Consider the following 25858-nt stretch of genomic DNA (forward strand, 5'->3'; position numbering starts at 1 on the left):
CGGGGTATGACAGCGGTATAGGCCGGAGCGCGAGCCTCGCAAGCATGAGCTCCCCGGCGAACACCTTCGAGGCGACCGCCTTCGGCCAGAAGGAGACGACCGCATCTGAGAAGGTCCCTGCGCCGGCTCGCCGCGAGCCCAGCCGCAATCGCCCGTTGGTGGTGCTGCTCGGCGCGCTGGCGACCGTACTGACGCTCGTCAGCAACCGCTACGGCTACTACCACGACGAGCTGTACTTCCTGGTCTCCGGCAAGCACCCTGCCTGGGGGTATCCCGACCAGCCACCCCTGACTCCACTGCTGGCCCGCCTCGGCGACGCGCTGGCTCCTGGTGAGGTCTGGGCGCTCCGCGTCCCTGCGACGGTCTGCACGGTACTGACGGTGCTCTTCGTCGCCCTGCTAGTCCGTGAGCTGGGTGGCTCGCTGCGGGCCGAGTTGATCGCTGCGGGCGCGTTCTCGTGCTCGACGATGGTGCTGATCACTGGGCACGTGCTGGGAACCAGTACGACCGACCTGACCTTCGTAGCGGCGCTGAGCTGGCTCCTGTGTCGACTGATCCGCACTGGCAACGACCGGCTCTGGCTGATCATCGGACTGGTGCTGGGCGTCGGCCTGCTCAACAAGATGACGCTGGCCCTGTGGGTGTTCGCAGTACTCGTGGCTCTGGTTCTGGTCGGCCCGCGACGGATCATGTACAGCCGGTGGTTCCTCGTCTCCGCTGTGCTGTCGCTGGCGCTGTGGACGCCGTACCTGCTCTGGCAGGCTCAGCACGACTGGCCGCAGCTGACCATGGCCTCGGTACTGCGTGAGCAGGCTGCCCAGGGCGGCTCGCTCGGCCTACTGCCGTACCAGGTCGTTGTCGGACCACTACTGCTACCGCTCTGCGTCGCCGGCGGCGTCTGGCTGTGGCGTAGCTTTCGCGTCTTTGCGGTGACCTTCATAGTGTTCGCTGCCCTGCTGATGATCACCGGCGGCAAGGCGACCTACCTCGCCAGCGCCTACCCAGCCGTCTTCGCCGGAGCCGGCATCGCCGCCGACCACTGGCTCCGCAAGCGCCAACGCGCAATCACCCTGTACGGCGTACTCGCTCTGTCACTCCTCATCGCAGCGCCGCTCGGCCTTCCCCTGCTGCCGGAGCGCACGGCGGTCGCCTACGGCAAGGCGCTGACCGTCGACCAGGCCCGCAGCCAGCTCGGCTGGCCGGAGCTCGCCGACTCGGTCGCTCGCGCTATGAACCAACTCTCCCCAGCCGAGCGCTCCCGTGCGGTCATCTATACCTACAGCTACGGCCAGGCCGCGGCGCTCGAGCGCTACGGACCGGCTCGCGGCCTGCCCTCGGCGTACAGCGGTCACAACGGCTTCGCCAACTGGGGCCCGCCGCCGGACTCGGCCGATATCGCCGTCGTGGTGGACGGCTTCCGGCGTACCGGACCTTCAGACGTCCCGGAATGGACCAGGCAGGCCTGCCAGACCCTCACCCAGGCGGGCGCGGTCGAGGCACCCACAGCCACCCGGGAGCGCGGGAAACCGATCTGGATCTGCCAACTCCGCGAGCCTTGGTCCACCCTCTGGCCCCACCTGACCCGCCTCGGCTGACGCCGTTCACGTCTAGTGAGATCAGTCACCTGCTGGCCGACTACCCGTACGAGGCGCCGGGCCCTGTCGGCGGGAGCCGGGCGAGCGTCGCCGCCGGCTCGGGGGTGGCCGGCGCGACGTTCGGGGGATCAGCGGTAGTTGACGAACTGGACGGCGAAGTCGAGGTCCTCGCCCTTGATCAGCGCCTGGACCGTCTGGAGGTCGTCGCGGCTCTTGCTCGACACGCGGAGTTCGTCGCCCTGGATCTGCGCCTTGACACCCTTCGGGCCCTCGTCGCGGATCAGCTTCGAGAGCTTCTTCGCGTTCTCCTGGGTGATCCCGGCGTTGATCGTCGCGGTGATCTTGTAGACCTTCCCGGACAGCTTCGGCTCGTCGGCGTCCAGGCCCTTGAGCGAGATCTGCCGCTTGACCAGCTTGTCCTTGAGCACGTCGAGGACGGCGTTCACCCGCTCCTCGGTGTTCGCCTGCATGTCGATCGTCTCGCCGGTCAGCTTGATGGCCGCGTCGACGTTCTTGAAGTCGAACCGCTGGCTGATCTCCTTCGCCGCCTGGTTCACGGCGTTGTCCACCTCCTGATGATCGACCTTGTTCACGATGTCGAAGGAGGACTCCGAAGCCATGGGCACTTCCTTTCCGAGTTGCTGTCTTTCCGATTTGCTGTCAGGGGCACTGTCTGTTGTATCGTCTCTCACGCCGGTCCACGGACCAGCAGCGCCCTGGCGGGTTGCCCGAGCGGCCAAAGGGAGCAGACTGTAAATCTGTCGGCTTATGCCTACGCAGGTTCGAACCCTGCACCCGCCACAGGAGCAAAACAGCCCCTGACCTGGAGTGATCCGGGTTGGGGGCTGTTTCGTTGGGTGGGTGGCTGTAATGGGGGTGGGGGTCGGGACATAGAGGGGGTATGAGGCAGACGGGTGAGGTGGAGCGGGCGGCGTTCGAGGGGCTCTATCGGGAGCACTACTGGGCGCTGTTGCGGTTCGCGGTTCGGCGGTTGCCGGATCAGGAGAGTGCGCGGGATCTGGTGGCTGACACGTTCGCCGTGGCCTGGCGACGTCGGCAGCGGATTCCGCCTGATCGGGTGCTGCCGTGGTTGTACAGCGTCGCCGGCAAGTTGCTGGCGAATCGGCGTCGGAGCCGGGTGCTGGCCGACGACGTGACGCGGCGGCTTTCGTCGTACGCCGTGCTCGATCATGCGGCGGGTCCCGAGGAACGTGCTGAGTGGACCGAAGTGCTGAACACCGTGCTCGAGGCACTCCGCACGCTTCATCGGCGAGACCAGGAAGTGCTGTTGTTGCACGCCTGGGAAGGCCTTCAAGGCGACGACCTGGCGGCGGCGCTGGGTTGCTCGACCGGTGCAGCGGCCGTCCGGCTGCATCGTGCCCGGCGTCGGCTTCGAGCCGCTCAAGACGCACAGCCCACCTCGCCGCCTGCCGAGCCCTATCCATCCCGCGCATCTGACGGAGTGACGACATGAACCTGAACCGAGACAGCATCGACGACCTACGCCTGATGGATCCGGCCGGCGACTTGACCGACGGCCCGCTGGACGCCCGGGCGCTGACCGACCTCCACCGGATGACCGCCCAGAGACCAGCAAGGTCCCGGCGCCGGCTGGTCCTCGCAGCGGCGGCTGTCGGAGCACTCGCCGTGGTGGCGGCGGTCGCGATGGACCGCGGTGGCGCCCCGGCGTACGCCGTGACACGGAATGACGACGGCACGGTGACGATCAAGATCGAGCGATTCGAGGACGCGGACGGGCTCGAGGCGGCGATCGAGAAGTACGGCGTCAACGCCGAGGTCGACTACCTGCCCTGGGGCAAGACCTGTCGGGAGCCGCGCTACACGGTCGCGCCGGACGCGGACCAGCAGGCCGCCGCCACCAGCGTCGGTGACAACTCGGGCGACAGTGTCCTGCTGCGTCCCAACGAGTTCGCCGCCGATGAGACCCTGGTCATTGTCCACAGCGGCTATGAGGACCCGAGCGTCAAGGTGAGGTCGTTCAGGCAACTCGTCGCCAAGGGACCGGTATCCCCTTGCGAGCCCGTGGACCAGAGGGGTCCGCGCTAGTCAGGCCATCACTGGGCTGCTCGCAACGACGGCCCCTGACCTGGAGAGATTCGGGTCGGGGGCTGTTCGTGGTGTCAGACTCTTGGGGTGGAGCAGAGGCTCGGCTCGGTGGTGTTGAGGGACGGGACCGCGATTGCGTTCGCGGTGGCCGGGGTGGGGCCGGTCGTGCTTTGTGTGCCGGGGTGGGTTTCGCATCTCGAACTCGGCTGGGCGATGCCCGCGGAGCGCTTGTTCTACGAGAGCCTCGCCAGTGGCCGCACGGTGGTGCGGTACGACCGGCCCGGGTGCGGGCTGTCCGGGGCGACGGATCGTTCGGACGTCGTCGAGCTTGAGCTCGAGGTCATGGCGGCAGTGACCAAGGCAGTCGGCGTCGACAGATTCGACCTGGTCGGTACGTCGTTCGGAGCGCCGCTGGCGGTGAAGTTCGCGGCCCGGCGCCCCGAATCGGTCAACCGGCTGGTCCTGTACGGCGGTTGGGTGCAAGGCGATCAGGTCTCTCCGCCCGCTCTTCGCCAGCACTTGCTCGGGCTGGTGGAGCAGCACTGGGGATTCGCCTCCGACGTCCTGGTCGAGATCTTCGCACCTGATGCGGACGCGGGATTCCGGGCCACCTTCTCGACGTACCAACGTCAGTCGGCGTCCCCCGCAACAGCCCGGCGGCTGCTGGCCGCCTGCTACGAGATCGACGTGAGCGAGGACCTGGCCCGCATCGGCGGCGCGCAGACCACGGTGATCCACCGTGCCGATGATCGCGCGGCGCCTGTGGCGGAAGGCAAGCGGTTGGCGGAGGGCATCGCCGGCGCGACCCTCAAGCTGTTGCCGGGCCGTACGCACGTGCCGTTTGCCGGCGACGTGGAGACTCTCGTCGACGAGATCCGCGCCGGCCTCGGACTACCGCGGCTGCCACGGACCGCGCGGCCCTCGCTGACTCCGCGCCAGGCAGAGGTCGCTGCCCTCGTCGCCCAGGGCTGGTCGAATCGCCAGATCGCCGAGGAACTGGTCATCACCGAACGTTCGGCCGAGTCGCACATCGAGCGGATCCTGATGCGGATGGGGTTCCGCTCCCGCGCACAGATCGCCGCCTGGTACGCCGCGACGCACCCGACGCACCCGACGCACCCGTCGCACCCGACGTACCCGACGCCCTGAAGTGCCGTATTTCCACGGCTGCCCCGGCGCACGCCGTACCCGCAGGATGACAGCGTGACCAAGACGGCGACTCACCGTGACGGGTTCGCGCTGCATCCCCTCCGCGGCCGGTTCAACTCGATGTTCTTCGCGGCGATCGGCGGCTATCTCGATCTGCAGCTGCGCAAACGCAAGCGCACGGTGTTCGCCGGGCTGCCGCAGACCGTGGTCGAACTGGGCTCGGGGGTCGGCGCGAATCTGCGCTACCTGGCTCCGGGAACCCGGCTGATCGCTGTCGAGCCGAACCGCTACATGCACACCCGGCTCCGGCGCGCAGCCGCCAGGCGCGCTGTGGAGGTCGAGATCCGCGACGTCGTCGCCGAGCGCATCGACCTGCCGGACGGGAGTGCGGACGCCGTGATCTCGAGCCTCGTCCTTTGTAGCGTGAGCGATCCCGCCGCAGTACTTGCCGAGGTACGACGCGTACTGCGGCCAGGTGGCCGGTTCAGTTTCGCCGAGCACGTCGTCGCGAAGAAGAACACCCCGACCCGGTGGGCGCAGCATGTGTTGCGCCGTCCGTGGGCGTGGGTGTTCGAGGGTTGCTCGTGTGAGCGAGATCTCGCGAGCGCGATCGAATCGGCGGGCTTCGCCGGCGTCGACCTCCAGCACTACCGGATCCATTCGCCGTTCCTGCCGTTCAACACTCATATCGCCGGCACTGCCACCGGGTAGCTCGCGAAGCGCCGGCTGGACGGCCGCTGCGGAATGGCCCGTCACCATGGGGAATAGTGGTGGAGCTGTCGCAGGTTGCTTGTCTAGTCGGGTCCGGCTGAGTACCAGGTAGGAGACGCGGGTATGAAACCCACTGAGTTCGTCAAGGTGAACGGGCAGTTCTGGGGTGAGCACCTTCGGGGTGTGAGTGAGCATCTGACGGCCAGTCACTCCCGTGAGTTGCCGGGGCCGTTGCTGTTTCCGCGGGTGATGGTGCTGACGGAGACGCCGGACTGGAACATCCTCGAGTTCACCGGGATCAGCCGGGAGTACCGCTCACTCGAAGTACGGCGGCAGAAAGCTGCCGGGATCGATCAGTACTTCGCGGATTCCGCCGGCTCCACGCCGGTCGTGATTCTGCGCGAGGCCGATGTCTATCAGGACGCGACGATCGCCACCGAGACCGGGCGGAGTGCTCTGCGGACCCGGTTCCCGGGTGCCGAGGGCCTGATCGGGCGTGAGCTCGTCGGCACCGGTGACGGCAAACTGCTGCAGTTCGCGCCGGGGAACTACTCGGTGCTCAACCGGGTGCTGCTCGCCTCCGGTCAGCGGCTGCACTGGACGTTCCTGGCGATCGCCATCCACCGGTCCGAGCCGGCCGACAAGTATCGCGACTTCCTGCAGAACCTGGTCAACTCCGTGCCCCACCTCGACCCGGTCGGTACGTTCGCCGTACCGCGTGGTGAGCTCGACCAGCTGATCAAGGCAGACCCGTTCGGGAGCACCTACCACCAGAGTCTGCACAAGACGACCGTCGGTGAGTTCCTACAGCAGCACGAGGCGATCCTGCTGTCCGCGTTCGACGCGACCCAGCTGATCCGCGAGCCGGTGCTCGAGGCAGAGGACGGTACGGCGGTCACGCCCGACTTCATCCTGGAGCGCACGGACGGGACTCACATCGTCGGTGACTTCGCGCTGCCGCTGCTGGAGACGGCGAAGGACGGCAAGAAGCGCCGGCGCTCGACGACGGCCGTTGGCGACGGTACGCAGTACGGGGAGTTCTTCAAGAACGCCGAGAACCGGGCCTTCGCGAAGACCAAGTACGGCGTGGAGCTCAACGATCCGCGGCGGCTTCTGGTGACGACCAGCCAGGATGCGGTCGAGGTCAGTGAGGCGGACGCCGTCGAGGTCGTCGACTACGACACCGTTCTTCGACTGTATCTGGCGGCAAAGTCGTAGCACCTGTCGGCAGATCCACAGCAAGCTCCCAGCTCGCGTGGGTCGTCGTCTCAGCAAGTCCGTGAACCATCGAGGAATCACCACTCCGCCAGGGAGCCTCGATGGACACAACGACAGGCGTACGCCGCCCCGCCGCAGCCGACCGCAGTACTACGACGCCGCCGCCCCACCCAGGCGCGGCCCCGCGGCACCCGAGCGCTGAGCTCCAGCAGCACTCGGGTGCGGCAACGCAGTACGGGGTGGGTGAGCGCGAGGCTTGGCGGCACGTGCTGGGGCGGCGGGCGCGGTTTGACGCGGGTGTGCGGGTTGTTGCGGGCGCTGCGCTGTGGTTGAGCCTGTTGGTTGTCACCTATTGGTGGGTGGCCGGTCGGGGCATCCAGGCGATGGGCGGGTGGGAGACCGGGCTGACCTCGCTCGGGCGGCTCAGCGGTCTGTTGGCTTCGGACCTGCTCCTGGTGCAAGTCCTACTGATCGCACGCGTCCCGCTGCTGGAGCATGCGTTCGGACAGGACCACGTGCTGCGGATCCACCGGGTAGTGGGCTTCACCTCGTTCAACCTCATGGTGGCCCACCTGGTGCTGATCACCTGGGGCTACGCCGCCGGTAGCGCCACGAAGATCCCCAGCACCTTCTGGGACCTCATCACCAACTACCCAGGAGTCCTGCTCGCACTAGCCGGTACTGCGTGCCTGGTGCTGAGCGTGGTGACCAGCGTGCGCGCAGCGCGTCGTCGGCTGCGCTACGAGTCGTGGCATCTCCTGCACCTCTACGCCTATCTAGGAGTGGGCCTAGCTCTTCCCCACCAGCTGTGGACCGGCCAGGAGTTCATCAGCTCGCCAGCAGCCACGGCGTACTGGTGGACGCTTTGGGGCGTCGCCGCAGCCGCAGTACTGGTCTGGCGTGTCGGAGCGCCGCTGGTCAACAGTGCTCGTCACCGCCTTCGCGTAGCTGCCGTTGCGGACGAGGGAGACGGCGTGGTGTCGGTGTACATCACTGGCCGACACCTGGGTCGACTAGGCGCGGAAGCAGGGCAGTTCCTCACCTGGCGGTTCATGGACCGCACTGGGTGGACCCGCGGCAACCCATACTCGCTCTCCGCCGCACCTAATAGTCAGAGCCTCCGGATCTCGGTCAAGGCGCTCGGTGACAACAGTGCGTCCCTCCGCAGCTTGCGACCCGGCACACCCGTGCTGATGGAAGGCCCGTACGGCCGGCTCTCCGCGCGAGCCCGCACCGGCCGCAAGGTCGCACTGATCGGTGCTGGAGTCGGGATCACTCCATTGCGCGCACTGGCCGAGGGACTCGACTACGGCCCCGGTGAAGCCATCCTGATCCAGCGCTACACCCGTACGCCGCTCTTCGAGCGAGAACTCCGGATGCTCGCCACCCAACGCGGACTCCTCGTCGGTCTGCTACCCGGCCACCGACGCGCTCCCGACTCATGGCTCGGCCACGGCGCGGACCACCTCGACGATGTGGCGGCTCTTCGTACGTGGATCCCTGACATCGAGGAGCGGGACGTCTATCTGTGCGGACCTGATCCCTGGACCGCCTCTGTGCAACGCGCAGCCGCTGCCGCCGGCGTACCTGCCGGCCGCATCCATCTCGAGAACTTCACGTGGTGATCCCATGAAACGCATCGCAACCTGGCTCCTCAGCACGATCACGGTCGTCGTCCTGCTCTTCGGCTACCACACCTCCACCTCCGGCAAAGCCACCAGCGCTCCAGAGGTGATCGGCTCCGCCAACCCTGCAACGAACTCCGGCGCAGGCGCGACCAGCAGCGAACCAACCAACGCACCGACCAGCGATCCCGCCGGCCCGACCCCGACCGCCTCTCCTTCACCGGGCTCAGTCGGTACGCCGCAGCCGAGCTCGACCGCCTCGCCCTCACCTACCGCTGCCACAGTGCAAGGCGATGTCGCCGACACGCAATGGGGTCCGGTCCAGGTCCAAGTAATCGTTGCCAACGGCAAGATCACCGACGTCTCGGTCCTGCAATACCCGAACGGCAACGGCAAGGACCAGCAGATCAACGCGTACGCGCTGCCGGTACTCATCAACGAGACGCTCGCCAAGCAGAGTGCCGCCATCGACATGGTCAGCGGCGCCACCGTCACCAGCGACGGCTACACCCGCTCCCTGCAATCCGCCCTCGACAAGGCCGGCCTGTGAACACCCCGATGGCCCGTTACGTCGAGCAGGTGATGGGCATGCCGATCAGCCTCGCGCTTCGCGGCAAGCACACGAGGGACGCGAGGGCACGTAGTACGTGGGAAGCCGTTGTCGACGAGTTGCGAGAAGTCGATCGGGTCTTCAGCACGTACCGCGCGGATTCGTTCATCTCCCGCCTGGGGCGCGACGAGCTCAGCTTGCCCGACTGCCCGCCCGAGGTGAGCGAAGTACTCGAAATCGCCAACCAGGCGGTCGAAATCTCCGACGGTGCGTTTTCTGTCTACCTGCCCGATCCTGCGGGCGGGCTGGTGTTCGACCCGAGCGGCGTGGTCAAGGGCTGGGCGGTGGAACGCGCAGCTCGCCGCTATCTCGACGGCCTCGAGGACACCGACTACTGCCTCTCCGCGGGCGGTGACATGGTCGCTCGCACCCTCGATCCAACCACCGAGCCCTGGTGTATCGGCATCGAGGATCCGCTCGATCCGAACCGGCTCGTTGCCACCGTTCCCGTGCGCACAGGAGCTGTCGCGACCTCCGGCACCAGTCACCGCGGCACCCACATCATCGACCCGCGCACCGGGCGCCCGGCGTACGGGATCGCCTCCGTCACCGTCGTCGGCGATTCGCTCACCTGGGTGGACATCGAGGCCACGGCTGCGTTCGCGCAGGGGGCGCAGGCGCTCAGCTGGCTGCGCACCCGCCCTCGACGTACCGGGCTGATCGTCTGGGCGGACGGGCAAACGACCCTCTTCGACACCAGTCATCCGGTAGGCCAAGGGGCCGGGTGATTGTCGGTGCGGATGGGTAGTTTCGGTGGCATGACGACGGATTGGGAAGCCTGGCACGCCGCGTACGACGATCCTGGATCCGGGCTGTCCCGGCGGTTGCGGATCATCCAAGGGCTGATCGGGGAGTGGCTCGACCGCACGGCGCCGAACGACGTCCGCGTGGTCAGCGCGTGTGCCGGCGACGGCAGAGACCTCTTGGGCGTACTACGGAATCGCGGCGACTCGAGTCGCGTCACGGCGACCTTGCTCGAGTACGACGAACGCAACGTCGCTCGGGCCCGCTCGGCCGCCGCGGAGTTTCCGGCGATCGCAGTACGCCAGGTCGATGCCGGCCAAGGCGCCTCCTATGCGGGCGCGATCCCGGCCGACTTGGTGTTGATGGTCGGCGTCTTCGGCAACATCAGCGATGACGACATCCGCACGACGATCGAAGCTCTACCCGGTATGTGCAACCCAGGTGCCTTGGTGATCTGGACGCGCCATCGGGGTGCTCCCGATTTCACCCCGACGATCCGCGAATGGTTCGCCGCCAACGACTTCACCGAGGAGTCCTTCCACGCCCCCGACGACCTGGAAATCGGCGTAGGCTCCCACCGCTTCACCGGCACCCCACCCCACCAGCACCCCACCCAACACCTCTTCACCTTCACCCACTGACCGACCCAACCCGCTCTTCAGTTGATGCGTTCGTGGTGCGGTCTGGTGGTTGGCTGCTACGGGTGTTTGGTGGCGGCGGTGACTATGCGGTTGAGGGCTGCGAGGACGTGGGAGCGGTGGCTTGGGGTCAGGTCGGTGGTGAGGGCCTCGACTCGGCCGGCGTAGGCGTCGTGTGCCTGGTGGGCGAGGGTGCGGCCTTCGTCGGTGAGCGCTATCTGGCAGGCGCGGCGGTCGGTGGGGTGGGCGGACCGCGCGACCAGCGAACGGCGTTCCAGCCGGTCGACCATGCTGGTGAGGCTGGAGCGCTCGATGCTCATGATCCGGCTCAGCTCGGTCATGCCGAGCGGTCCGTCGAGAAGCACGCAGATCAGGTGCGCCTGCTGAGGCGTCAAGCCGAGCGGCCGGCTCGTCTCGGCGTACAGGTCCTGTAGTACGTGCATCAAGGTCACCAGGGAGCCGACCAGCTCCGTGTCTCTCGCTGTCTTGGTTGCCACCCCTCCACTGTAGTCCGCAGGCCGAACTGTTTGTGCTCCTAATAATTCGTAGGTCTACTATTTAGATGTACGAAGTATCTACGGAGGAGCCAGACATGAACGTGCGCTTCGGCTACGGCTCACCCGCCGAACTCGGCGAGTTGAGCGAAATACTGCGCCTGGCCGAGCAGGCCGACCGGGACGGTCTCGACCACTTCTCGACCTCGGACCATCCGTACCTGGCTGAGCGCCTCGACGGGTACGCCATGGTCGGCTTCCTGCTCGGCCGGACCGAAAAGATCGCCGGCTTCGTCAACGTGACGAACCTGCCGCTCCGCCCGGCACCCATCCTGGCCCGTACCGCGGCAACGCTGACCGCGATGTCTGGCGACCGCTTCATCCTTGGCCTCGGCGCCGGGGGAGCGTGGGATCGGATCACCACGATGGGAGTGCCGCGCCTCACGCCCGCAGCGGCAGTCGAGGCCTTCGAGGAAGCGATGGTGCTGGTTCGCCAACTGTCCGGCGGAGGTCCGGCGGTTACGTCCGGGACCCACTACCCGGTCAAAGGTCTGGCGGCTTCCCCAGTCCGAGCGCCCGAGATCTGGACCGGCTCCGTCGGCTCGAAATCATTGGCGGCCACTGGTCGGCAGGCCGACGGCTGGATCCCTGGCCATGCGGCCGACTGGTCGAGCGAGCCGTACCTGCGATCTCGCGCGATCATCGACGAGGCTGCGCTGGCGGTCGGACGAAAGCCCACCGAGATCGCGACGATCTACAACTTCCCAGGCGCCATCACCGCCCGGCCGCTACCCCGCACCCGCGACGACGAAGGCCGCTGGATCGGCGGCTCCACAGACCAGTGGATCGAGGAACTCACCGGTGCTGTCCTCGAACACGGCGCCGCCGGCTTCACCCTCTTCCCCACCGGCCCCGACCCGTACGACATCACCCTCAAGCGCTGGTCCCAGGAAATCGCCCCCGCCGTCCGAGCCGCAACCGCATCACGCTAGCTCGCCGACGAGCAGCAGGGCACGCTACTTCGCCGACCGACCAGCAGCCGACCGAGCAACAGGCGACGGGTCAGCAGTCGACCGAGTCCAGGAGCTGTTCGCGGTGGGGCCGAGGCGGGTGGTGTCTCGGCGGGCGACGCAGGTGGCGAGCGAAAGGTGACAACTCGTCTTCAGTTGAAAGGTGATTGCCGTCTTCAGTTGAGGGTGGCGAGTTCTTCGGGGGTGAGGTGGAGGGCGGCGGTGGCGATGTTTTGGGCCAGGTGGGTGAGGTTGCCGGTGCCGGGGATGGCTAGGACGTGGGGGCCTTGGTGGAGCGTCCAGGCGAGGCGGATCTGGGCGGGGGTCGCGTCGTGGGCGGCGGCTAAAGCCTCGATGGCCGCGGTGTGGTCGGTAGCCGGGCCGCCTTCGCGTTGCGAGCCGGCGATCGCGAAGAACGGGACGAAGGCGATGCCGCGTTCGCCGCACAGACCGAGGAACTTGTCGTCCTCGCGGTGGGTGTCGATGCTGTAGCTGTTCTGGACGCAGACGACAGGTGCGATCGCCTGCGCCTCGTCGAGGTGAGCGGGGCTGACGTTGGAGATACCGAGGTGCCGGATCAACCCGGCGTCGCGCAGTTCGGTGAGCCAGCCGAAGCGGTCGGCGATCGATTCGCCGGGCCGGTTCATGATCCGCAGGTTGACCACGTCGAGGTGCTCGCGGCCGAGCTGGCGGAGGTTCTCCTCGACCTGGGTTCGCAGTTCGGCCGGCGTGGTCGCGTTGTAGAACCCGCGCTCGTCGACGCCCGGGCCGACCTTGGTGGTGATGACAAGACCTTCCGGGTACGGCGAGAGCGCCTCGCGGATCAGCTCGTTGGCAACCGCTCCGGCCCCTCGCCGACTCCCAGGGTGCCGCCGGGCGAACGGTAGAACGCAGCCGTGTCGATGTGATTCACGCCCAGCTCGACCGCACGACGTAGGACCCGAATTGCCACTTCGCGATCCGGGTTCGCGGTGATGCGCATCGCGCCGAACCCGAGTCGGTTGACGGTGAGATCGCCCAGCGTCCACGTACCCGCGGCAGTCGCGGAAAGGTCAGCAGCCATTCCTCGACCCTAGTGCGCAGGTCCAACGGCGCAGGGTCATTCCTCGATCGCGCCGCCGACGCCGCGGAGGTGCTCGCGGAACGTCAGCCCCGGCCGCTCGGCTCGCGCCGCGAGGTAAGCGTCGAAACCGACCTGCTCGCGCAACGTAGTACCGGCTTTGATGAGTTCTGATTGGCGGCGTTCGGTGTCGCGGATGGATTCGGCGAGAGTGAAGAGTTCGTCGACGCGATCGGCCGGGACGAAGGTGATGCCGTCTTCGTCACCCAGTACTACGTCGTCGCGGGTGACCGTCCATTCGCCGACGGTCGCGAACTCCAGCGCGTCCGACGGCACCGGGTCGAGGCGCAGCGGGCCGGTCGGTATCGCGCCGAGGCTGTAGACGGGCAGGCCGATCTCTTTGATGTCGACGGTGTCGCGGTGCAGTCCCCACAAAACGAGACCGGAAAGACCGGCCGCCTTGGCCTCCGCGGCGACCAGGTCACCTGCGCAGGCCTCGTCACGTCGGGCTGCGTTGTCGACGACCAGTACGTCGCCTGGCGCGGCCGACCCGAATGCCTCCAGGAAGATGTCGACACTACCCACGTGCTGAACCGGCAGCACCCGCCCGGCGATCCGGGCTGGGAACACGGCGGTCAGAGAAACCGTCCGAACCGGGATGTGCAACCGAAGACAGGCATCGGCGACGTGGGCACACGTCAGCTTTGCGAACCGCTCGTGAAGTTCCGCCATGACTTGTCCCCTTCGCTCGCTGATTGCCTGACCTTAGTCAGCGAATCGATCCGGCACCACAGTTCCGCCGTACTACGTACCGATCGCCGGCCGCGGGCTAGTGGTTGAGGAAGCCGAGGATTTCGGCGAGGGGTGGTTGGTCGGTGGTGTCGACCGTGAGAGTGGGGACGGGCAAGGTGATCGGGTCGAAGGTCGTATGGGTACGGCGATGGGCGTCGAGGTCGGGCGTGACTTCGTGGGCTCTGCGGAGCGGGTTGGCGGCGGCGCGGGTGGTGATTCGGTCGAGGGCGACGTCGGGTGAGACCGTGCACCGGATGATGCGGAGGTCGGCCGAGTCGAGGAGCGGGGTGAGGCCGGGGCGCCAGAGGCGATCCTGAAAGGCGGCCTCGGCGACGACCGTCGTACCGCGTTCGATCAGCAGGCCGATCACGTCGAAGAAGGTGGCGAGCGTGCGCAGGCTGAGCGGATCCGAGTCGCGCGGCGTGAAGTCCGGCGTCGCGTGGACCATGCCTTCCTTGATCTCGTCGCGGCAGATCGCCGGGCACCCGATCGCCCTCGCGACCTCGTGCGCCAGCGTCGTCTTCCCCGTCCCAGGCGGCCCACTGATCACCACCAGCACCGGCTTCGAACCCACCGCCGCACCCTAACGCGTGCAAGCTTTGTGAGTACGGCCGAATAGGTGGGAAGTGTCGGTGGGCTTGTCTACTGTTCGGGCTGCGAGCGGAGTTGCCGGGGTGGGGTGAGGGTATGACGACGTATTCGGCGGTGCGGACGACGGGGATCTACTGTCGGCCGGGGTGCGGGGCCAAGCCGTTGGCGGAGAACGTGCGGACGTTCGAGGTGGCGGCCGCGGCTGAGGCCGAGGGGTATCGCGCTTGCTTGAGGTGCCGGCCGTACAGGGTGGCGGGGACGGTCGCGGACGACGCGCCCGAGTTGGTCTGCCGCGCGGTGCAGTTGATCATCTCGGGCGTGCTCGACGCCGCGGACGAGACCGCTCTCGGAGCGCAGTTGGGGATGTCGGCGCGGCATCTGCGCCGGCTGTTCAACGATCACCTCGGCGTGACGCCGGACCAGTTCGCGCGCTCGCGGCGGGCGCACTTCGCGAGGCGGTTGCTGGACGACTCGGAGTTGACGATCGCGGACATCGCTTTCGCTTCCGGGTTCGGCAGTCTTCGGCAGTTCAATCGGGCGATGCGGGAGGTGTTCCGCGCGACCCCGCGGGAGCTGCGCGAACGGCGCCGCCGCTCGGATCGGCTGGCGGCAGACGGTGGTCTCGTACTACGTATGCCGTACTCGCCGCCCTACGACTGGGACGCGATGAGCGCATTTCTCGCCAAGAACGCGGTGCCCGGAGTGGAGTCGGTCGTCGATGGTGTCTATCGCCGGACGATCGCGCTCGACGGGGAGCTCGGGATGCTGGAGATCGGGCCCGGAGGTGTCGATCATCTGCTGCTGAAGGCTCATCTTCCTTACTGGGAAGGCGCGATCCACGTGGTCGAACGAGCCGCCTGCCTCGTCGGCCTGACCACCGAACCGATCCTCGCAACCGCCCAACTCGCCGGCGACCCCGTCATCGGTCCCCTCATCAAAGCCCGCCCCGGCGTGAGAGTCCCCGGCGCCTGGGGCCCGTTCGAAGTCGCCGTCCAAGCAGTAGTCACGCACCACCCGGCTCTGACATCGGTGAAGTCCAGTACGGCCGGGCCCTCGGCCTCCCATGTCTCGCCCGGTCTTGAGGTACTCAGGCGGGTGGTTGAGGGGGTGGGGGTGGAGGTGAGTGGGTTGGGGTTTGGGTTGACGCATGCGTTTCCGGCGGCGGAGGCGGTGGCCGGCGCGGAGCTGGACGGCGTACCGGAGGAAGTGGGACGGACGGTCAAGACACTTGCCCATGAAGTTGCTGAGGGCAACTTGTCGTTGGTGGGGTGTGCGCCGTTGGAGGAGCTGACCGGCGCCTTGCTGGCGATCGAAGGCGTGAGTGAGACGGCGGCTCAGTGGATCGCGTTGCGCCTCGGAGCCCGCGATGCATCACCTAAGGCGAAGGAATCGAATGAGGAATGGCGCCCTTGGCGCGCGCTCGCCACGATGCATTTGGAAGCCGCTGGACAAACGGGCTGACAGACAGACGGCCGCCGTCACCCAGGTGATGGGTGGCGGCGGCCAGGGGTGTCAGTGGAGGAGGTTGTTGTGTTTGGCGTAGCCGGCGGCGGCTTTGAGGAGGTTGTAGGTGCCGTGGGTGAGTAGCTCCTCGGCAGCGCCCGCGGCGAGGCCGTAGGCGCCTACCGTGATGGCTGGGCCGACGCTGATTCGGGTGACGCCGAGTTCGACGAGTTCCGCGACGGTGAGCGCACCCGGGCCGACCATCAGGTTGAGCGGCCGGGACAGCAGCGGTACCAGTTCACGAATCGCGGTGGGATCGAGCAAGCCGGGTACGAACAGCACGTCCGCACCAGCCTCGGTGTAGATCGCGGCGCGCTTGACCGTGTCCGCCGGATCGCCGAAGAAGTACGTGTCGATCCGCGCGTTGATGCAGAGCTCGATCCCCGCCGCGTCCGCCGCAGCCCGGGCCGCCGCGATTCGTTCCGCCTGCGCGGCCGGGTCGATCAGTGCACCGCCCGAGCTGTCCTCGAGATTGATGCCGACGGCACCGATCTCGATCACCTCGGCCACCGTCTCGCCGACCTCGGCCGGCGACCCGCCGTACCCGCCCTCGATGTCTGCGGTGACCGGCACCGAGACGACGGAGACGATCCGGCGGAGCGCCGAGAGGGCGGCGGCCCGGGTCAGGCCGCCGGCATCCGTGACGCCGTCGGCCCATGAGAGACCCGCGCTGGTCGTCGCGATCGCCTTCGCGCCTGCTGCTTCGATCGCGCGCGCGGAGCCCGGATCCCAGGCGTTCGGCAGGACGAGCGGCGGCTGCTGATGCAGTGCCTGCAGTTCACGGGCCTGCGCCGCCCGATCGATGGTCACAAGCTCACCACCAGTTCGTGATCGATCTCGACGAACTCGACGATCAGGTCAGCGAACCGGCCCGCGATCAGTTCCTTGTACGCCGCCGAACCGGTGTGCGCGTCGTACGCCGCCTGGTCGGCGAAGTGCTCCACGAACAGCAGGTAGTCCGGCTGCGCCGGGTCGCGGTAGACGCGGAACGACAGGGTGCCCTCCTCCTGCCCGGGGCCCTGCGGCGCGAACGCCTGGACGAGCTCCTCGGCCTTCGCCTGGTTGCCGTCCTTCAACTTGATCGGAAATACCTTGGCAAGCACTTTCGTCCTCCTGGGGTGGTTGTTTCGATGCCCCAAGCCTCGCCCGCGCGGGTACCTCCGGTCTGGCCATATTCGGTCACGAATGCTGTATCACTATTCAAGACGATACGTCTCACGAAGCAAGATCTTCGGTTAGCCTGAGACTGTCAACGACGACGCGGAGAGGGCGACCCATGAACAATGTCTACACGCACGGCCACCACGAATCAGTACTGCGATCGCACCGCTGGCGGACGGCGGAGAACTCGGCCGGCTACCTGCTCACCCACCTTCGCCCCGGCATGTCCTTGCTCGACGTCGGGGCAGGTCCCGGCACCATCACCGCCGACCTCGCCCGCCTCGTTCAGCCCGGCCCGACCACTGCCCTCGAAGCCAGCGAGGCGGCCCTCGACGTCACCCGATCGACCTTCGCCGAGCTCGACATCAAGGTCGAGTTCGTCGTGGGTGACGTGCACCGGCTGGACCTCCCGGATGACTCGTACGACGTGGTGCACGCTCACCAGGTCCTGCAGCACGTGGCCGATCCCGTGCAGGCGTTGCGGGAGATGCGCAGGGTCTGCAAGCCGGGCGGGATCGTCGCCGCCCGCGACTCGGACTACCGCGCCTTCGCCTGGTACCCGTTGCTGCCCGAGCTGGACGAATGGATGGAGCTCTACCAGCGACTCGCGCGGGCCAACGGTGGCGAGCCGGATGCTGGTCGCCGACTGCTTTCCTGGGCGCTGGAGGCAGGCTTCGAGAACGTCGAGTCGACCGCGAGCAACTGGACCTTCGCCAACGACGAGGATCGCGCCTGGTGGGGTGGGATGTGGGCCGACCGGATCCTCGAGTCGGCGATGGCACACCAGGCGCGCGCGGACGGCGTACCGGAGTCAACGCTGCAAAGGATTTCGGCCGCCTGGCAGACGTGGTCGACCACGCCCGACGCCTGGATCTCCTTGCTGCACGGGGAAATCCTCGCTACCGCTTGAGGTCAGGTGGCAGCATCGGCCAGTACGACGAGGTAGTGATCGGGGTCGCGGAGCCAGAACTCCCGGTGGCCGGCGTTCGGGTTGTGGTGGACGTCGGTCTGGATGGTGAAACCGGCTGATCGGGCTCGAGCGGCAGCGGCATCCAATGAGTCGACCTCGAACCACAGCGCCACACCGTTGCCCAATGCAACCTCTGGATCGCCGATCCTGCCGTGGTGGTGGCCGGCTTCGAGCTTGTGCAGTTGAAGGACGAGCTCACCGTCGACGAGGAGCTGTTCGTACTCCGGTCCGCCGTGGCCGCTCGTCGCGCCGAGCAGTTCGCAGTACCAGGCGCTGCTCTTCTCCACGTCGGACACGGCGATCATCGGCTGAGGTCGTACGGATGCGGTCATGGCTATGACGTTAGGCGTTGCCGGCGGCATCCGTCTTGGACGAATGGGCACGCTGCCGGGCGGCTTCGGACAGGACGGCCGTCGCGGCGTTGGCCGCGTTGAGCGAGCTTGCCGAACCGGTCATCGGGATCCGGACGAGCTGGTCCGCGAGGTCCTTCCAGGCGGCGCTCAGGCCGGAGGTCTCGTTGCCGATCAGCAGCAGCGTCGGCTGGGTGAGATCGTGGTCGTAGAGGTCGACCGTGCCGTGCTCGTCGGTGCCGACGACCACGATCGGAACGCCTTCCGTACGGCGCTTTGCCACCCACTCCATGACTTCGCGCTGCGACGGGACCCGGACGGATGGCAGAGCGAAGATCGAACCCGTGCTGGCGCGCACCGACTTCGGGTCGTACACGTCGGCGGCGTGCCCGGTCACGATCAGGCCGTCCGCGCCGAACGCGTCGGCCGAGCGGATGATCGAACCGATGTTGCCCGGTCCTGTCGGGCGGTCGAAGACGACGCCGAGAAAGTCCTGGTCGACGTGGATCCGGTCGAGGTCGTCCGCTGGCATCTCCATCACCGCGATGACCTCGGGTGCGGATTCCTCTTTCTCGCCGAGTTCGGCCAGCAGGTCCGCGGCCATGCCGACCCGCTCGGCGCCGCGCTGTTCGCGCAGCAGGTCTTGCGCCCAGCGCGACATCGGGCGGTCGGCGTCGTAGATCAGCGCCCGGATCGGCCAGCCGCGCTCGACCGCGACACTGATCGGCCGCACGCCCTGCACCAGAAACTCCCCGGCCCGCTGCCGCTTGTTCCGATTCCCCAGCAACGCCTGCCACACCTGAAACCGCGCATTCCGGCTACTCACCCGCACACCTGCCATCACCCCACCCTACGAGCAACCCCGGCGGCGGAGTTCGACACCACGGATCAGACGACGGGAAGGAAGGCGGTGCGAAGGAGCCCGGGTGACCAGGCCTTGGCATGTGGTCAGGTGAGGTGTTGGAGGAGGCCCAGCTGGTTGTTGTCCGGGTCGGCGGTGGTCGCGAGGCGTTGGCGGCCCTGTGCGACTTCCGTGGGGTCGGTGGTGGTGATGCCCGCGGCCGAAAGGGTGGAGCGGGTCGTGTCGAGGTCGTCGACGAAGAAGTTGACGGCGGTCCGCCCGGCGTTGGCGGGGTCTTCGAAGACCTGGACGGTCGCTTGATCGCTCAGGTGCCATTCGGCCAGGCTGTCCATCGGCCGGCTGTCCGCGGAGCGTCCGAAGAACGACTCGTACCACTCGGTTGCCGGTCCGATCTCGGTGACCGGGAGCACTGCGAGTACGGCCTTGATCTCCATCGTCCATCGCCTCTTCCGTCGGTGGTCGCCCTGAATGAGCGCCCTTACCCTGGTACGTCGGTGCCCGCCGCGCCGCCTCGACATGCTCACGCGCCGTACTACGGCAGGATGCGGCTCAGGAAGTTGTCGATCAGGGTGGCGATCTTGGGGGCGTGGGTTTCCAGGGCGAAGTGGCCGGTGGGGAGGAGGTGGATTTCGGCGGCGGGGAGGTCGCGTTGGAAGGCCTTGGCGCCGGCGGGCGGGAAGATCTCGTCGTTCTCGCCCCAGACGGCGAGCAGCGGGACCTGGCTGGTGCGGAAGTACTCCTGGAACTTCGGGTACAGCGCGAAGTTCGTCAGATAGGTCCGGGTCAGGTCCACCTGCACCTGATCGGCGCCCGGCCGGCTCAGCAGGGAGAGGTCGTGTTGCCAGGCGTCCGGGCTGAGCAGCGTCTGGTCCGGCACCCCGTGCTGGTACTGCCACTTCACCATCGCCTCGCTGTGCATCCGGCCCACCGTGGCAGCATTCTCGGGCGTCGGATCGGCGTCGTAGGCAACGATGTCCGCCCACATCTCCTCGACGATGCCGTCCTCGTACGCGTTCCCGTTCTGCGTGATGATCGCCGTGATCCGCTCCGGATGTGCCAGTGCCATCCGCCACCCGATCGGCGCGCCGTAGTCCTGCACATACAGCCCGTACGCCGTGAGACCGAGCTTCTCGGTGAAGGCGGTCGTGATCTCCGCGAGCGCGGCGAAGCTGTAGTCGAAAGCATCTGCCGGCGGCATCGCCGAATAGCCGAAGCCCAGGTGGTCGGGCGCGATCAGGTGGTACTTGTCCGCCAGCTTCGGGATCAGGTCGCGGAACATGTGCGAGCTGGTCGGAAACCCGTGCAACAGCAGCAGCACCGGCGCTTCCGCGGGTCCTGCCTCCCGGTAGAAGATCTCGTGCCCCTCGACCTCGACGGTCCGGTGGTGAACGGTCATCGCTAACCCCTTCAACGGATTTATCTGGTTACGCCGAACAGCAAACACCGCGCCGGTGTAACCTGTCAACATGTCCAATATGGTTAGGTCCGACGATGAGCTGTTGCTGGAGCTGCTCAACTCGGCGCCGATCGTCGACGGGGTGCCGACCGACGCGCTGCGGGGGTCCGGGGCGAGCGGCTGGTTGCGCGAGCGCGGCATCCCGGGGCCGGCGGCGGCTGCGCGCGAAGTACGGGATGCCGTTGCCGACGTAGTACGGGGCGAGGTATCGGCTGCGAGTCTGGGGAGGTTCTTGCGGGATGTGCGGCAGGTGCCGGTGGTGTCAGCCGATGGCGTGCGGTGGCGGCTCGAGGGTGCGCGATTCCCCGCAAGAGCCGTGCTGGCGTGGGCTGAGGTGAAGGACAGGTTGCGGCCGTGTGAGAACGACGCGGAATGCCGGTTGTTCCTGATCGACCGCAGTAAGGCGAATGTTCGTCGCTGGTGCTCGATGTCGACCTGTGGCAACCGGCTCAAAGCCCGCCGCCACCAGGCCCGCCTGCACGACTAGTGCGTATGTGGCGTTCCTGCGGCGGCGGCTTCGGCTTCGTGGCTGGCGGAGGCGCGGCGGCAGAGTTCGAGGAGTTCGGGCTCGTTCTTGACGATCTGCTTGGCCTTGGGGCCGAGGGCGATGATGTGGTCGCGGGAGTCCAGGAGCCGGCGGTAGATCCGTTCCCGCTCGGCCGGATCGTCGGTGTACTCGGCGTCGAGGTAGGCGGTCGCGTCCCGGCGTACGTTGGCCATCGCGGTCTGGGTGCGGCCGCGGGTGCTGAACAGCGACCCGAAGATCGTGATCAGCAGCACGACCAGGATGACCACCAGGGACAGTCCGGTGGTGATCTCGACGACCTCGATCGGTTCGCCGTCGTTGACGAACGGCAGGTTGTTCTCGTGCAGCGCGTGCAGGATCAGCTTGGTGCCGATGAACGCCAGGATCGCGGCCAGCCCGTAGGACAGGTAGATCAGCCGGTCCAGCAGACCGTCGAGCAGGAAGTACAGCTGGCGCAGGCCGAGCAGGCTGAACGCGGTCGCGCTGAACACCACGAAGACGTTCTGGGTGAGTCCGAAGATCGCCGGGATCGAGTCCAGCGCGAACATCAGGTCGGTGCCCCCGATGGCCACCATCACCAGCAGCATCGGGGTCATCACCCGGCGGCCGTCGAGCCGGGTGAACAGCCGGTCGCCGTCGTAGCCGTCGGTGGTCCGGAACAGCCGGCGGGCGAGCCGGACGATGATGTTCTGGGCTGAGTGGGACTCCTCGGTCTGCGGCCGGAACATGTTGCCGGCGGTGACCAGCAGCGCCAGCCCGAACAGGTAGAAGACCCAGGCGAACTGGTTGATCAGCGCCGAGCCGAGCAGGATGAACGCCGTCCGGGCGATCAGCGAGATGACGATGCCGACCAGCAGCACCTTCTGCTGGTTCTCCCGCGGCACCCGGAAGCTGCCCATGATGATCAGGAACACGAACAGGTTGTCGACCGACAACGCCTTCTCGGTGACGTACCCGGCGAAGTACTCCGAACCCATCGAGCTGCCGCCGAGTGCCAGCGTCCCGACGCCGAACAGGAGCGCGATCCCGACGTACAGGGCGGACCAGACGGCTGCCTCCCGGGTGGTCGGGACGTGCGCGCTGCGGACATGGAAGACGTAGTCGAACACCAGCAGGGCCAGGATCGCCGCGACCGTGAGGATCCAGGCCAGCGGGGAAACGGTCATCGTCGAGGTTCCGATCACGAGGGGCCTGGGACGGTCACCAGCCAATCATGTGTGGACCCCGGCTGAAGACACCTGTAAGAAATTGCCCAAACTGCATCTTTGCACTTTCGGCAAGTTTTGCTACGGTCGTGTGCATGGACGGTTTGCGGGAGCAGAAGAAGCGGGAGACCAGGATCGCGCTGAGCTGGGCGGCGATCCGGTTGACGGTGGAGCGCGGGTATCAGAATGTCCGGGTCGAGGACATCGCCGCCGAGGCCGGTGTCTCGCTGCGGACCTTCCGGAACTACTTCTCGAACAAGGCGGAGGCGATCGCCGCCCGGCAGGTCGACCGGATCACCCGGATCGCCGACGGGCTCCGGGCCCGGCCGGCCGACGAGCCGCTGTGGGTGGCGATCCGGGCAGCGGTCGAGGAGAACTACCAGCTCGGCCAGCCCGAGCAGGGGAGCGCGCTGCCGCCCGATGAGCAATGGCTGGCCGGCGTGCGGTTGATGGGGACCGAGCCGGCCCTGCGCGGCGAGTTGGCGAAAGCGCACGCACAGGTGCAGGAGGAGTTCGCCAAGGCGGTCGCCGACCGCACCGGAACCACCGGCCTGTATCCACGGCTCGTCGCGGCCGCGTTCAGCGCTGCCATCGCAACGGTGTCGGAGGAATGGCAACGCGCCGATCCGCCGAGGCCGCTGACCGAACTACTCCAAGAAGCTCTCGACCTGCTGACCACCGGCTTCCCGGAGCCCCGGCCGACAGCCTGAAGTCCAGCACCACCAGCCTCCCCGGGCCGTCCCCGGGGCGGTCGGTCACGCCCAAAACCAGTGGAAGAAGGACCGATCATGGAACAAGTCGTCATCGCGGGTGCCGGACCGAACGGCCTGATGCTCGCCAGTGAACTCAAGTTGGCCGGCGTCAGCGCGATCGTGCTGGAGCGGCTGCCGGAACGCAGTACGGTGCCGCGGGCCAACGGTCTGGTCGGCCAGGTCGTCCGGATGCTCGACCGGCGAGGCCTGTACGAAAGGCTGAACCCGGGCCAGCCGGTGCCCACGCCCCGGTTCGTGTTCGGCGCCCTGCCCTTGGATCTGAGTCAACTCGCCGACAATCCGCTCTACCTCTTGCAGGCTCCCCAGGCCCGGATCGAGCAGGTCCTCCAGGAGCGCGCGCTGGAACTGGGAGTCGAGATCCGCCGCGGTCACGAACTCGCCGGCTTCACCCAAGATGCCGAGGCGGTCCGCATCCAGATCGACGGCCCGGACGGCTCGTACGAACTCACCTCCCGCTATCTGGTCGGCGCCGACGGCGGCCACAGCCTCACCCGCAAGCTCGCGGGCATCGACTTCCCGGGCGTCACACACGACGACACGGTCTCCCGTACTGCGCATGCCATGGTCGCGGCCGAGCTCATCGACCCCCTCACCGGTGGGCTGAGCATCCCCGGCTACGGCAAGATTCCGCCGTTCATGCATCACCGCACCGAGCGCGGTGTCTTCGTCTACGCGCCCTTCCCGAGCGGTCCGCCGCTGGTCAGTACTGCGGAACGGGGTGGAGCGCCGTCGACCGGCCCGGTGACGTTGGCCGAAGTACAGGAGAGCGCCGAGCGAGTTCTCGGCGTCGGGCTGGAGCTCAGTCCGCCGGAAGGCGAGGGTCCGCATCAGTTGCGGCGGGTCGAAGGTGGAAACAGCCGGTTGGCCGATCGGTTCCGTGAGGGCCGGGTGCTGTTGGTCGGCGACGCCGCGCACGTGCATTCGGCGATCGGTGGGCCGGGACTCAACCTTGGTCTGCAGGACACGATCAACCTCGGCTGGAAGCTGGCCGCCGAACTCCAGGGCTGGGCGCCTGACGGCCTGCTCGACAGCTACGAGTCCGAGCGGCGGCCCGTCGGCGAGCGAGTGGTCATGCATACCCAGGCGCAGAGCGCATTGATTGCCCCAGGCAAAGAAGTGACGGCATTGCGGCAGTTGATGACGGAACTGCTCGACAATCCCGCCAACGTCCAGCACCTCGCTGACCTGATGTCAGGGGCGGACATCCGGTACGGCGACGGTGCAGGCCATCCGCTGGTCGGCCGCTGGGCGCCGGATCTGGTGATCTCGGAGGATTCCGGCCGCTCGAGCCGGCTGGCCGAGTTGACCCGCAGTGCCCGGCCGTTGCTGATCGACCTCACCGAGAACGCGGGTTTCGCGGAGCTGCTGGCCGAGGTGGACCGGATCGAGGTCATTTCCGGCCGCGGGGCGATTCCCGGGCAGCCGGTGGCGTTGCTGATCAGGCCGGACGGGTATGTGGCCTGGGCTGCCGACGTCGACGGACGGGTCGAGCGCGAGGCGCTTGAGGATGCGCTCGCGCGCTGGTTCGCAGTACGGGTTCAGCCGCGGCCTTTGACCAAGGCGACCAGGTAACGGCAGTCCGCCGTACCGGGGTTCTCGAAGGTGGTCGGCGACGGTTGCCCGAGTTGGAGGCAGTCGCCGGCCGCCAGGTCGTGGACCAACGGGCCTTCGTGGAAGCGGAGGTGGCCGTCGAGAACCCAGATCTGCTGGTATTTGAAGATGTAGGCGTCGGCCGGGTAGGAGACGGACGCGCCGGCCGGGAGTTCCACCTCGACCAGTTCGAGTGGGCCGTCGGTGGCGGGGGAGACAGCCCGGCGCCGGTAGCCGGTGGCCGGATCGGTCCACACGGGCTGGTCGGCGGCCCGCCGGAGCAGTTCGCCGGTGCCTTCCTCGGCTCGGGCGACCAGTTCGGACAGCGTCATACCGAGCGCGCCGGAGAGGCGGCCGAGCAGTACTGCGGTCGCCTGCGCCTCGCCGCGCTCGATCTTGCCGATCATCGCGCGGGAGACGCCGGATCGCTCGGCGAGGGCGTTCACCGACAGGTCGAGCGCGACGCGGGCCTGCTGGACGGCGGACGCGAGCGAGGCGGACAGCGGATCTTCCATGCTTGCCACTATAGCGGCATGTATGGCTACTATCGTGACATGCAGACTTTGCTGATCAGGGATGCAACGGAGCTGGACGCCGAAGCTTGTGCCGCGATCTACCGGCCGTATGTGCTCGAGACCGCGATCACCTTCGAGATCGAACCGCCGACGGCGGCCGAGATGGCGGAGCGGATCGCCCGGTCGCGCGAGACCCACGCGTGGCTGGTGCTCGAGGACAACGGGCGGGTCGTCGGGTACGCGTACGGGAATCCGATGAAGCCGCGGGCGGCGTACCGATGGTCCTGCGAGGTGAGCATCTATCTGGAGCTCGGCCGGCGGCGGACCGGCGGCGGACGGGCCTTGTACGAAGCGTTGTTCGAGCGGCTCACCGAGCGCGGCTACCGGACCGCCGTCGCAGGGATGACGCTGCCGAACGACGCGAGTGTGGGGCTGCACGCCGCGCTCGGCTTCGAGCCGGTCGGCACCTACCGCAACATCGGCTGGAAACTCGACGGCTGGCACGACGTCGCCTGGACCCAACGCACCCTGGCGACCTCACCCAACCCGCCGTCGGAACCGCGCTGAGGCCGGCCCGCCGGCACTTCGCCGTACTGCGCTGACCTCAGTCCGCCTGTACGGCGTGGAGCAAAACCCGTCTGTA

Annotated in this window: 31 protein-coding genes and 1 tRNA gene; 18 read left to right on the plus strand and 14 right to left on the minus strand. The window is 67.5% G+C overall.

The annotated features are described in order from the left end of the window. Positions 1-44 precede the first annotated feature (44 nt). A complete protein-coding gene (locus DIZ26_RS36050) occupies positions 45-1595 on the plus strand; it encodes an ArnT family glycosyltransferase (protein WP_157979931.1) in 1551 nt (516 codons plus the stop codon). Between the two features lie 128 nt (positions 1596-1723). Here the strand turns inward: DIZ26_RS36050 and DIZ26_RS36055 are convergent, their stop codons facing one another. Continuing rightward, a complete protein-coding gene (locus DIZ26_RS36055; protein ID WP_112249056.1) occupies positions 1724-2215 on the minus strand; it encodes a YajQ family cyclic di-GMP-binding protein in 492 nt (163 codons plus the stop codon). A 98-nt stretch (positions 2216-2313) separates the two neighbouring features. Here DIZ26_RS36055 and DIZ26_RS36060 point away from each other — a divergent pair. From DIZ26_RS36060 to DIZ26_RS36105, 10 genes are all read left to right on the plus strand, one after another. Then, a tRNA-Tyr gene (locus DIZ26_RS36060) sits at positions 2314-2396 on the plus strand. Between the two features lie 100 nt (positions 2397-2496). Then, complete coding sequence (locus DIZ26_RS36065; RefSeq protein ID WP_112249057.1) at positions 2497-3069, plus strand: RNA polymerase sigma factor; 573 nt, start codon at positions 2497-2499, stop codon at positions 3067-3069. Continuing rightward, positions 3066-3662 carry a hypothetical protein gene (locus tag DIZ26_RS36070; protein WP_112249058.1) on the plus strand — a complete coding sequence of 199 codons (597 nt, stop codon included), beginning with the start codon at positions 3066-3068 and terminating at the stop codon, positions 3660-3662. The genes DIZ26_RS36065 and DIZ26_RS36070 overlap by 4 nt, the downstream gene beginning before the upstream one ends. Positions 3663-3749: 87 nt before the next feature. Then, positions 3750-4811 (plus strand): alpha/beta fold hydrolase, encoded by a 1062-nt coding sequence (locus tag DIZ26_RS36075; RefSeq protein WP_198676476.1) that lies wholly within the window; start codon positions 3750-3752, stop codon positions 4809-4811. A gap of 54 nt (positions 4812-4865) precedes the next feature. Beyond that, the gene (locus tag DIZ26_RS36080; RefSeq protein ID WP_198676477.1) at positions 4866-5522 is read left to right on the plus strand and encodes a class I SAM-dependent methyltransferase; all 657 of its coding nucleotides are present in this window, start codon (positions 4866-4868) and stop codon (positions 5520-5522) included. Positions 5523-5645: 123 nt separating this feature from the next. Beyond that, on the plus strand, positions 5646-6740 hold the full coding sequence (locus tag DIZ26_RS36085) for a hypothetical protein (RefSeq protein ID WP_112249060.1): 1095 nt from the start codon (positions 5646-5648) through the stop codon (positions 6738-6740). Between the two features lie 101 nt (positions 6741-6841). Then, complete coding sequence (locus tag DIZ26_RS36090; protein ID WP_112249061.1) at positions 6842-8365, plus strand: ferredoxin reductase family protein; 1524 nt, start codon at positions 6842-6844, stop codon at positions 8363-8365. 4 nt (positions 8366-8369) lie between these two features. Next, a complete protein-coding gene (locus DIZ26_RS36095; protein ID WP_112249062.1) occupies positions 8370-8915 on the plus strand; it encodes an FMN-binding protein in 546 nt (181 codons plus the stop codon). Next, positions 8912-9703: an FAD:protein FMN transferase gene (locus tag DIZ26_RS36100; RefSeq protein WP_232828907.1), complete on the plus strand. Its 792-nt coding sequence runs from the start codon at positions 8912-8914 to the stop codon at positions 9701-9703. Before DIZ26_RS36095 ends, DIZ26_RS36100 begins: the two co-directional genes overlap by 4 nt. A gap of 30 nt (positions 9704-9733) precedes the next feature. Beyond that, complete coding sequence (locus DIZ26_RS36105) at positions 9734-10360, plus strand: class I SAM-dependent methyltransferase (protein WP_112249063.1); 627 nt, start codon at positions 9734-9736, stop codon at positions 10358-10360. Between the two features lie 56 nt (positions 10361-10416). On the opposite strand, the gene DIZ26_RS36110 is transcribed toward DIZ26_RS36105, so the two are convergent. Further along, a complete protein-coding gene (locus DIZ26_RS36110) occupies positions 10417-10854 on the minus strand; it encodes a MarR family winged helix-turn-helix transcriptional regulator (protein ID WP_232828909.1) in 438 nt (145 codons plus the stop codon). A gap of 95 nt (positions 10855-10949) precedes the next feature. Here DIZ26_RS36110 and DIZ26_RS36115 point away from each other — a divergent pair, with 95 nt between their 5' ends. Next, positions 10950-11843 carry an LLM class flavin-dependent oxidoreductase gene (locus DIZ26_RS36115; RefSeq protein WP_112249064.1) on the plus strand — a complete coding sequence of 298 codons (894 nt, stop codon included), beginning with the start codon at positions 10950-10952 and terminating at the stop codon, positions 11841-11843. Positions 11844-12037: 194 nt separating this feature from the next. Here the strand turns inward: DIZ26_RS36115 and DIZ26_RS36120 are convergent, their stop codons facing one another. From DIZ26_RS36120 to DIZ26_RS36130, 4 genes are all read right to left on the minus strand, one after another. After that, entirely contained in the window at positions 12038-12688 is a 651-nt protein-coding gene (locus DIZ26_RS36120; protein WP_269815421.1) for an aldo/keto reductase, read from the minus strand. Further along, positions 12685-12924: an aldo/keto reductase gene (locus DIZ26_RS38685; protein ID WP_269815420.1), complete on the minus strand. Its 240-nt coding sequence runs from the start codon at positions 12922-12924 to the stop codon at positions 12685-12687. Before DIZ26_RS38685 ends, DIZ26_RS36120 begins: the two co-directional genes overlap by 4 nt. 36 nt (positions 12925-12960) lie before the next feature. Beyond that, a complete protein-coding gene (locus DIZ26_RS36125) occupies positions 12961-13653 on the minus strand; it encodes an RraA family protein (protein ID WP_112249065.1) in 693 nt (230 codons plus the stop codon). 97 nt (positions 13654-13750) lie between these two features. Beyond that, on the minus strand, positions 13751-14287 hold the full coding sequence (locus DIZ26_RS36130) for an AAA family ATPase (protein WP_112249066.1): 537 nt from the start codon (positions 14285-14287) through the stop codon (positions 13751-13753). A gap of 113 nt (positions 14288-14400) precedes the next feature. Here DIZ26_RS36130 and DIZ26_RS36135 point away from each other — a divergent pair, with 113 nt between their 5' ends. Beyond that, positions 14401-15765, plus strand: coding sequence for an AlkA N-terminal domain-containing protein (locus DIZ26_RS36135; protein ID WP_112249067.1), 1365 nt, complete (start codon positions 14401-14403; stop codon positions 15763-15765). Between the two features lie 51 nt (positions 15766-15816). Here DIZ26_RS36135 and DIZ26_RS36140 read toward each other — a convergent pair whose 3' ends face one another. Then, positions 15817-16617: an isocitrate lyase/PEP mutase family protein gene (locus tag DIZ26_RS36140; RefSeq protein WP_112249068.1), complete on the minus strand. Its 801-nt coding sequence runs from the start codon at positions 16615-16617 to the stop codon at positions 15817-15819. Continuing rightward, the gene (locus DIZ26_RS36145; RefSeq protein WP_157979932.1) at positions 16614-16910 is read right to left on the minus strand and encodes a putative quinol monooxygenase; all 297 of its coding nucleotides are present in this window, start codon (positions 16908-16910) and stop codon (positions 16614-16616) included. The genes DIZ26_RS36140 and DIZ26_RS36145 overlap by 4 nt, the downstream gene beginning before the upstream one ends. A 173-nt stretch (positions 16911-17083) precedes the next feature. Between DIZ26_RS36145 and DIZ26_RS36150 the strand changes: the two genes are divergently transcribed. After that, on the plus strand, positions 17084-17878 hold the full coding sequence (locus DIZ26_RS36150) for a class I SAM-dependent methyltransferase (protein ID WP_112249070.1): 795 nt from the start codon (positions 17084-17086) through the stop codon (positions 17876-17878). A gap of 2 nt (positions 17879-17880) precedes the next feature. Here the strand turns inward: DIZ26_RS36150 and DIZ26_RS36155 are convergent, their stop codons facing one another. From DIZ26_RS36155 to DIZ26_RS36170, 4 genes are all read right to left on the minus strand, one after another. Then, a complete protein-coding gene (locus tag DIZ26_RS36155) occupies positions 17881-18270 on the minus strand; it encodes a VOC family protein (protein WP_232828911.1) in 390 nt (129 codons plus the stop codon). A gap of 10 nt (positions 18271-18280) precedes the next feature. Then, a complete protein-coding gene (locus DIZ26_RS36160; RefSeq protein ID WP_232828913.1) occupies positions 18281-19114 on the minus strand; it encodes a TrmH family RNA methyltransferase in 834 nt (277 codons plus the stop codon). Between the two features lie 122 nt (positions 19115-19236). Next, on the minus strand, positions 19237-19584 hold the full coding sequence (locus DIZ26_RS36165) for a VOC family protein (RefSeq protein WP_112249073.1): 348 nt from the start codon (positions 19582-19584) through the stop codon (positions 19237-19239). Between the two features lie 98 nt (positions 19585-19682). Beyond that, positions 19683-20546: an alpha/beta fold hydrolase gene (locus DIZ26_RS36170; RefSeq protein WP_112249074.1), complete on the minus strand. Its 864-nt coding sequence runs from the start codon at positions 20544-20546 to the stop codon at positions 19683-19685. Between the two features lie 70 nt (positions 20547-20616). Between DIZ26_RS36170 and DIZ26_RS36175 the strand changes: the two genes are divergently transcribed. Then, positions 20617-21093 carry a CGNR zinc finger domain-containing protein gene (locus DIZ26_RS36175; protein ID WP_112249075.1) on the plus strand — a complete coding sequence of 159 codons (477 nt, stop codon included), beginning with the start codon at positions 20617-20619 and terminating at the stop codon, positions 21091-21093. Here DIZ26_RS36175 and DIZ26_RS36180 read toward each other — a convergent pair. Continuing rightward, complete coding sequence (locus DIZ26_RS36180; RefSeq protein WP_112249107.1) at positions 21090-22298, minus strand: TerC family protein; 1209 nt, start codon at positions 22296-22298, stop codon at positions 21090-21092. The two genes, DIZ26_RS36175 and DIZ26_RS36180, sit on opposite strands and share 4 nt — an antisense overlap. 134 nt (positions 22299-22432) lie before the next feature. Here DIZ26_RS36180 and DIZ26_RS36185 point away from each other — a divergent pair, with 134 nt between their 5' ends. Both DIZ26_RS36185 and DIZ26_RS36190 read left to right on the plus strand, forming a co-directional pair. Next, positions 22433-23047: a TetR/AcrR family transcriptional regulator gene (locus DIZ26_RS36185; RefSeq protein ID WP_112249076.1), complete on the plus strand. Its 615-nt coding sequence runs from the start codon at positions 22433-22435 to the stop codon at positions 23045-23047. Positions 23048-23125: 78 nt separating this feature from the next. After that, the gene (locus DIZ26_RS36190; RefSeq protein ID WP_112249077.1) at positions 23126-24682 is read left to right on the plus strand and encodes an FAD-dependent monooxygenase; all 1557 of its coding nucleotides are present in this window, start codon (positions 23126-23128) and stop codon (positions 24680-24682) included. On the opposite strand, the gene DIZ26_RS36195 is transcribed toward DIZ26_RS36190, so the two are convergent. Continuing rightward, a complete protein-coding gene (locus DIZ26_RS36195; RefSeq protein ID WP_112249078.1) occupies positions 24649-25215 on the minus strand; it encodes a helix-turn-helix domain-containing protein in 567 nt (188 codons plus the stop codon). The two genes, DIZ26_RS36190 and DIZ26_RS36195, sit on opposite strands and share 34 nt — an antisense overlap. Before the next feature lie 39 nt (positions 25216-25254). Between DIZ26_RS36195 and DIZ26_RS36200 the strand changes: the two genes are divergently transcribed. Beyond that, positions 25255-25782: a GNAT family N-acetyltransferase gene (locus DIZ26_RS36200; RefSeq protein WP_112249108.1), complete on the plus strand. Its 528-nt coding sequence runs from the start codon at positions 25255-25257 to the stop codon at positions 25780-25782. Positions 25783-25858 lie beyond the last annotated feature (76 nt).

It is taken from the genome of Kribbella monticola, assembly GCF_003261635.1.
Classification (GTDB): Bacteria; Actinomycetota; Actinomycetes; order Propionibacteriales; family Kribbellaceae; genus Kribbella; species Kribbella monticola.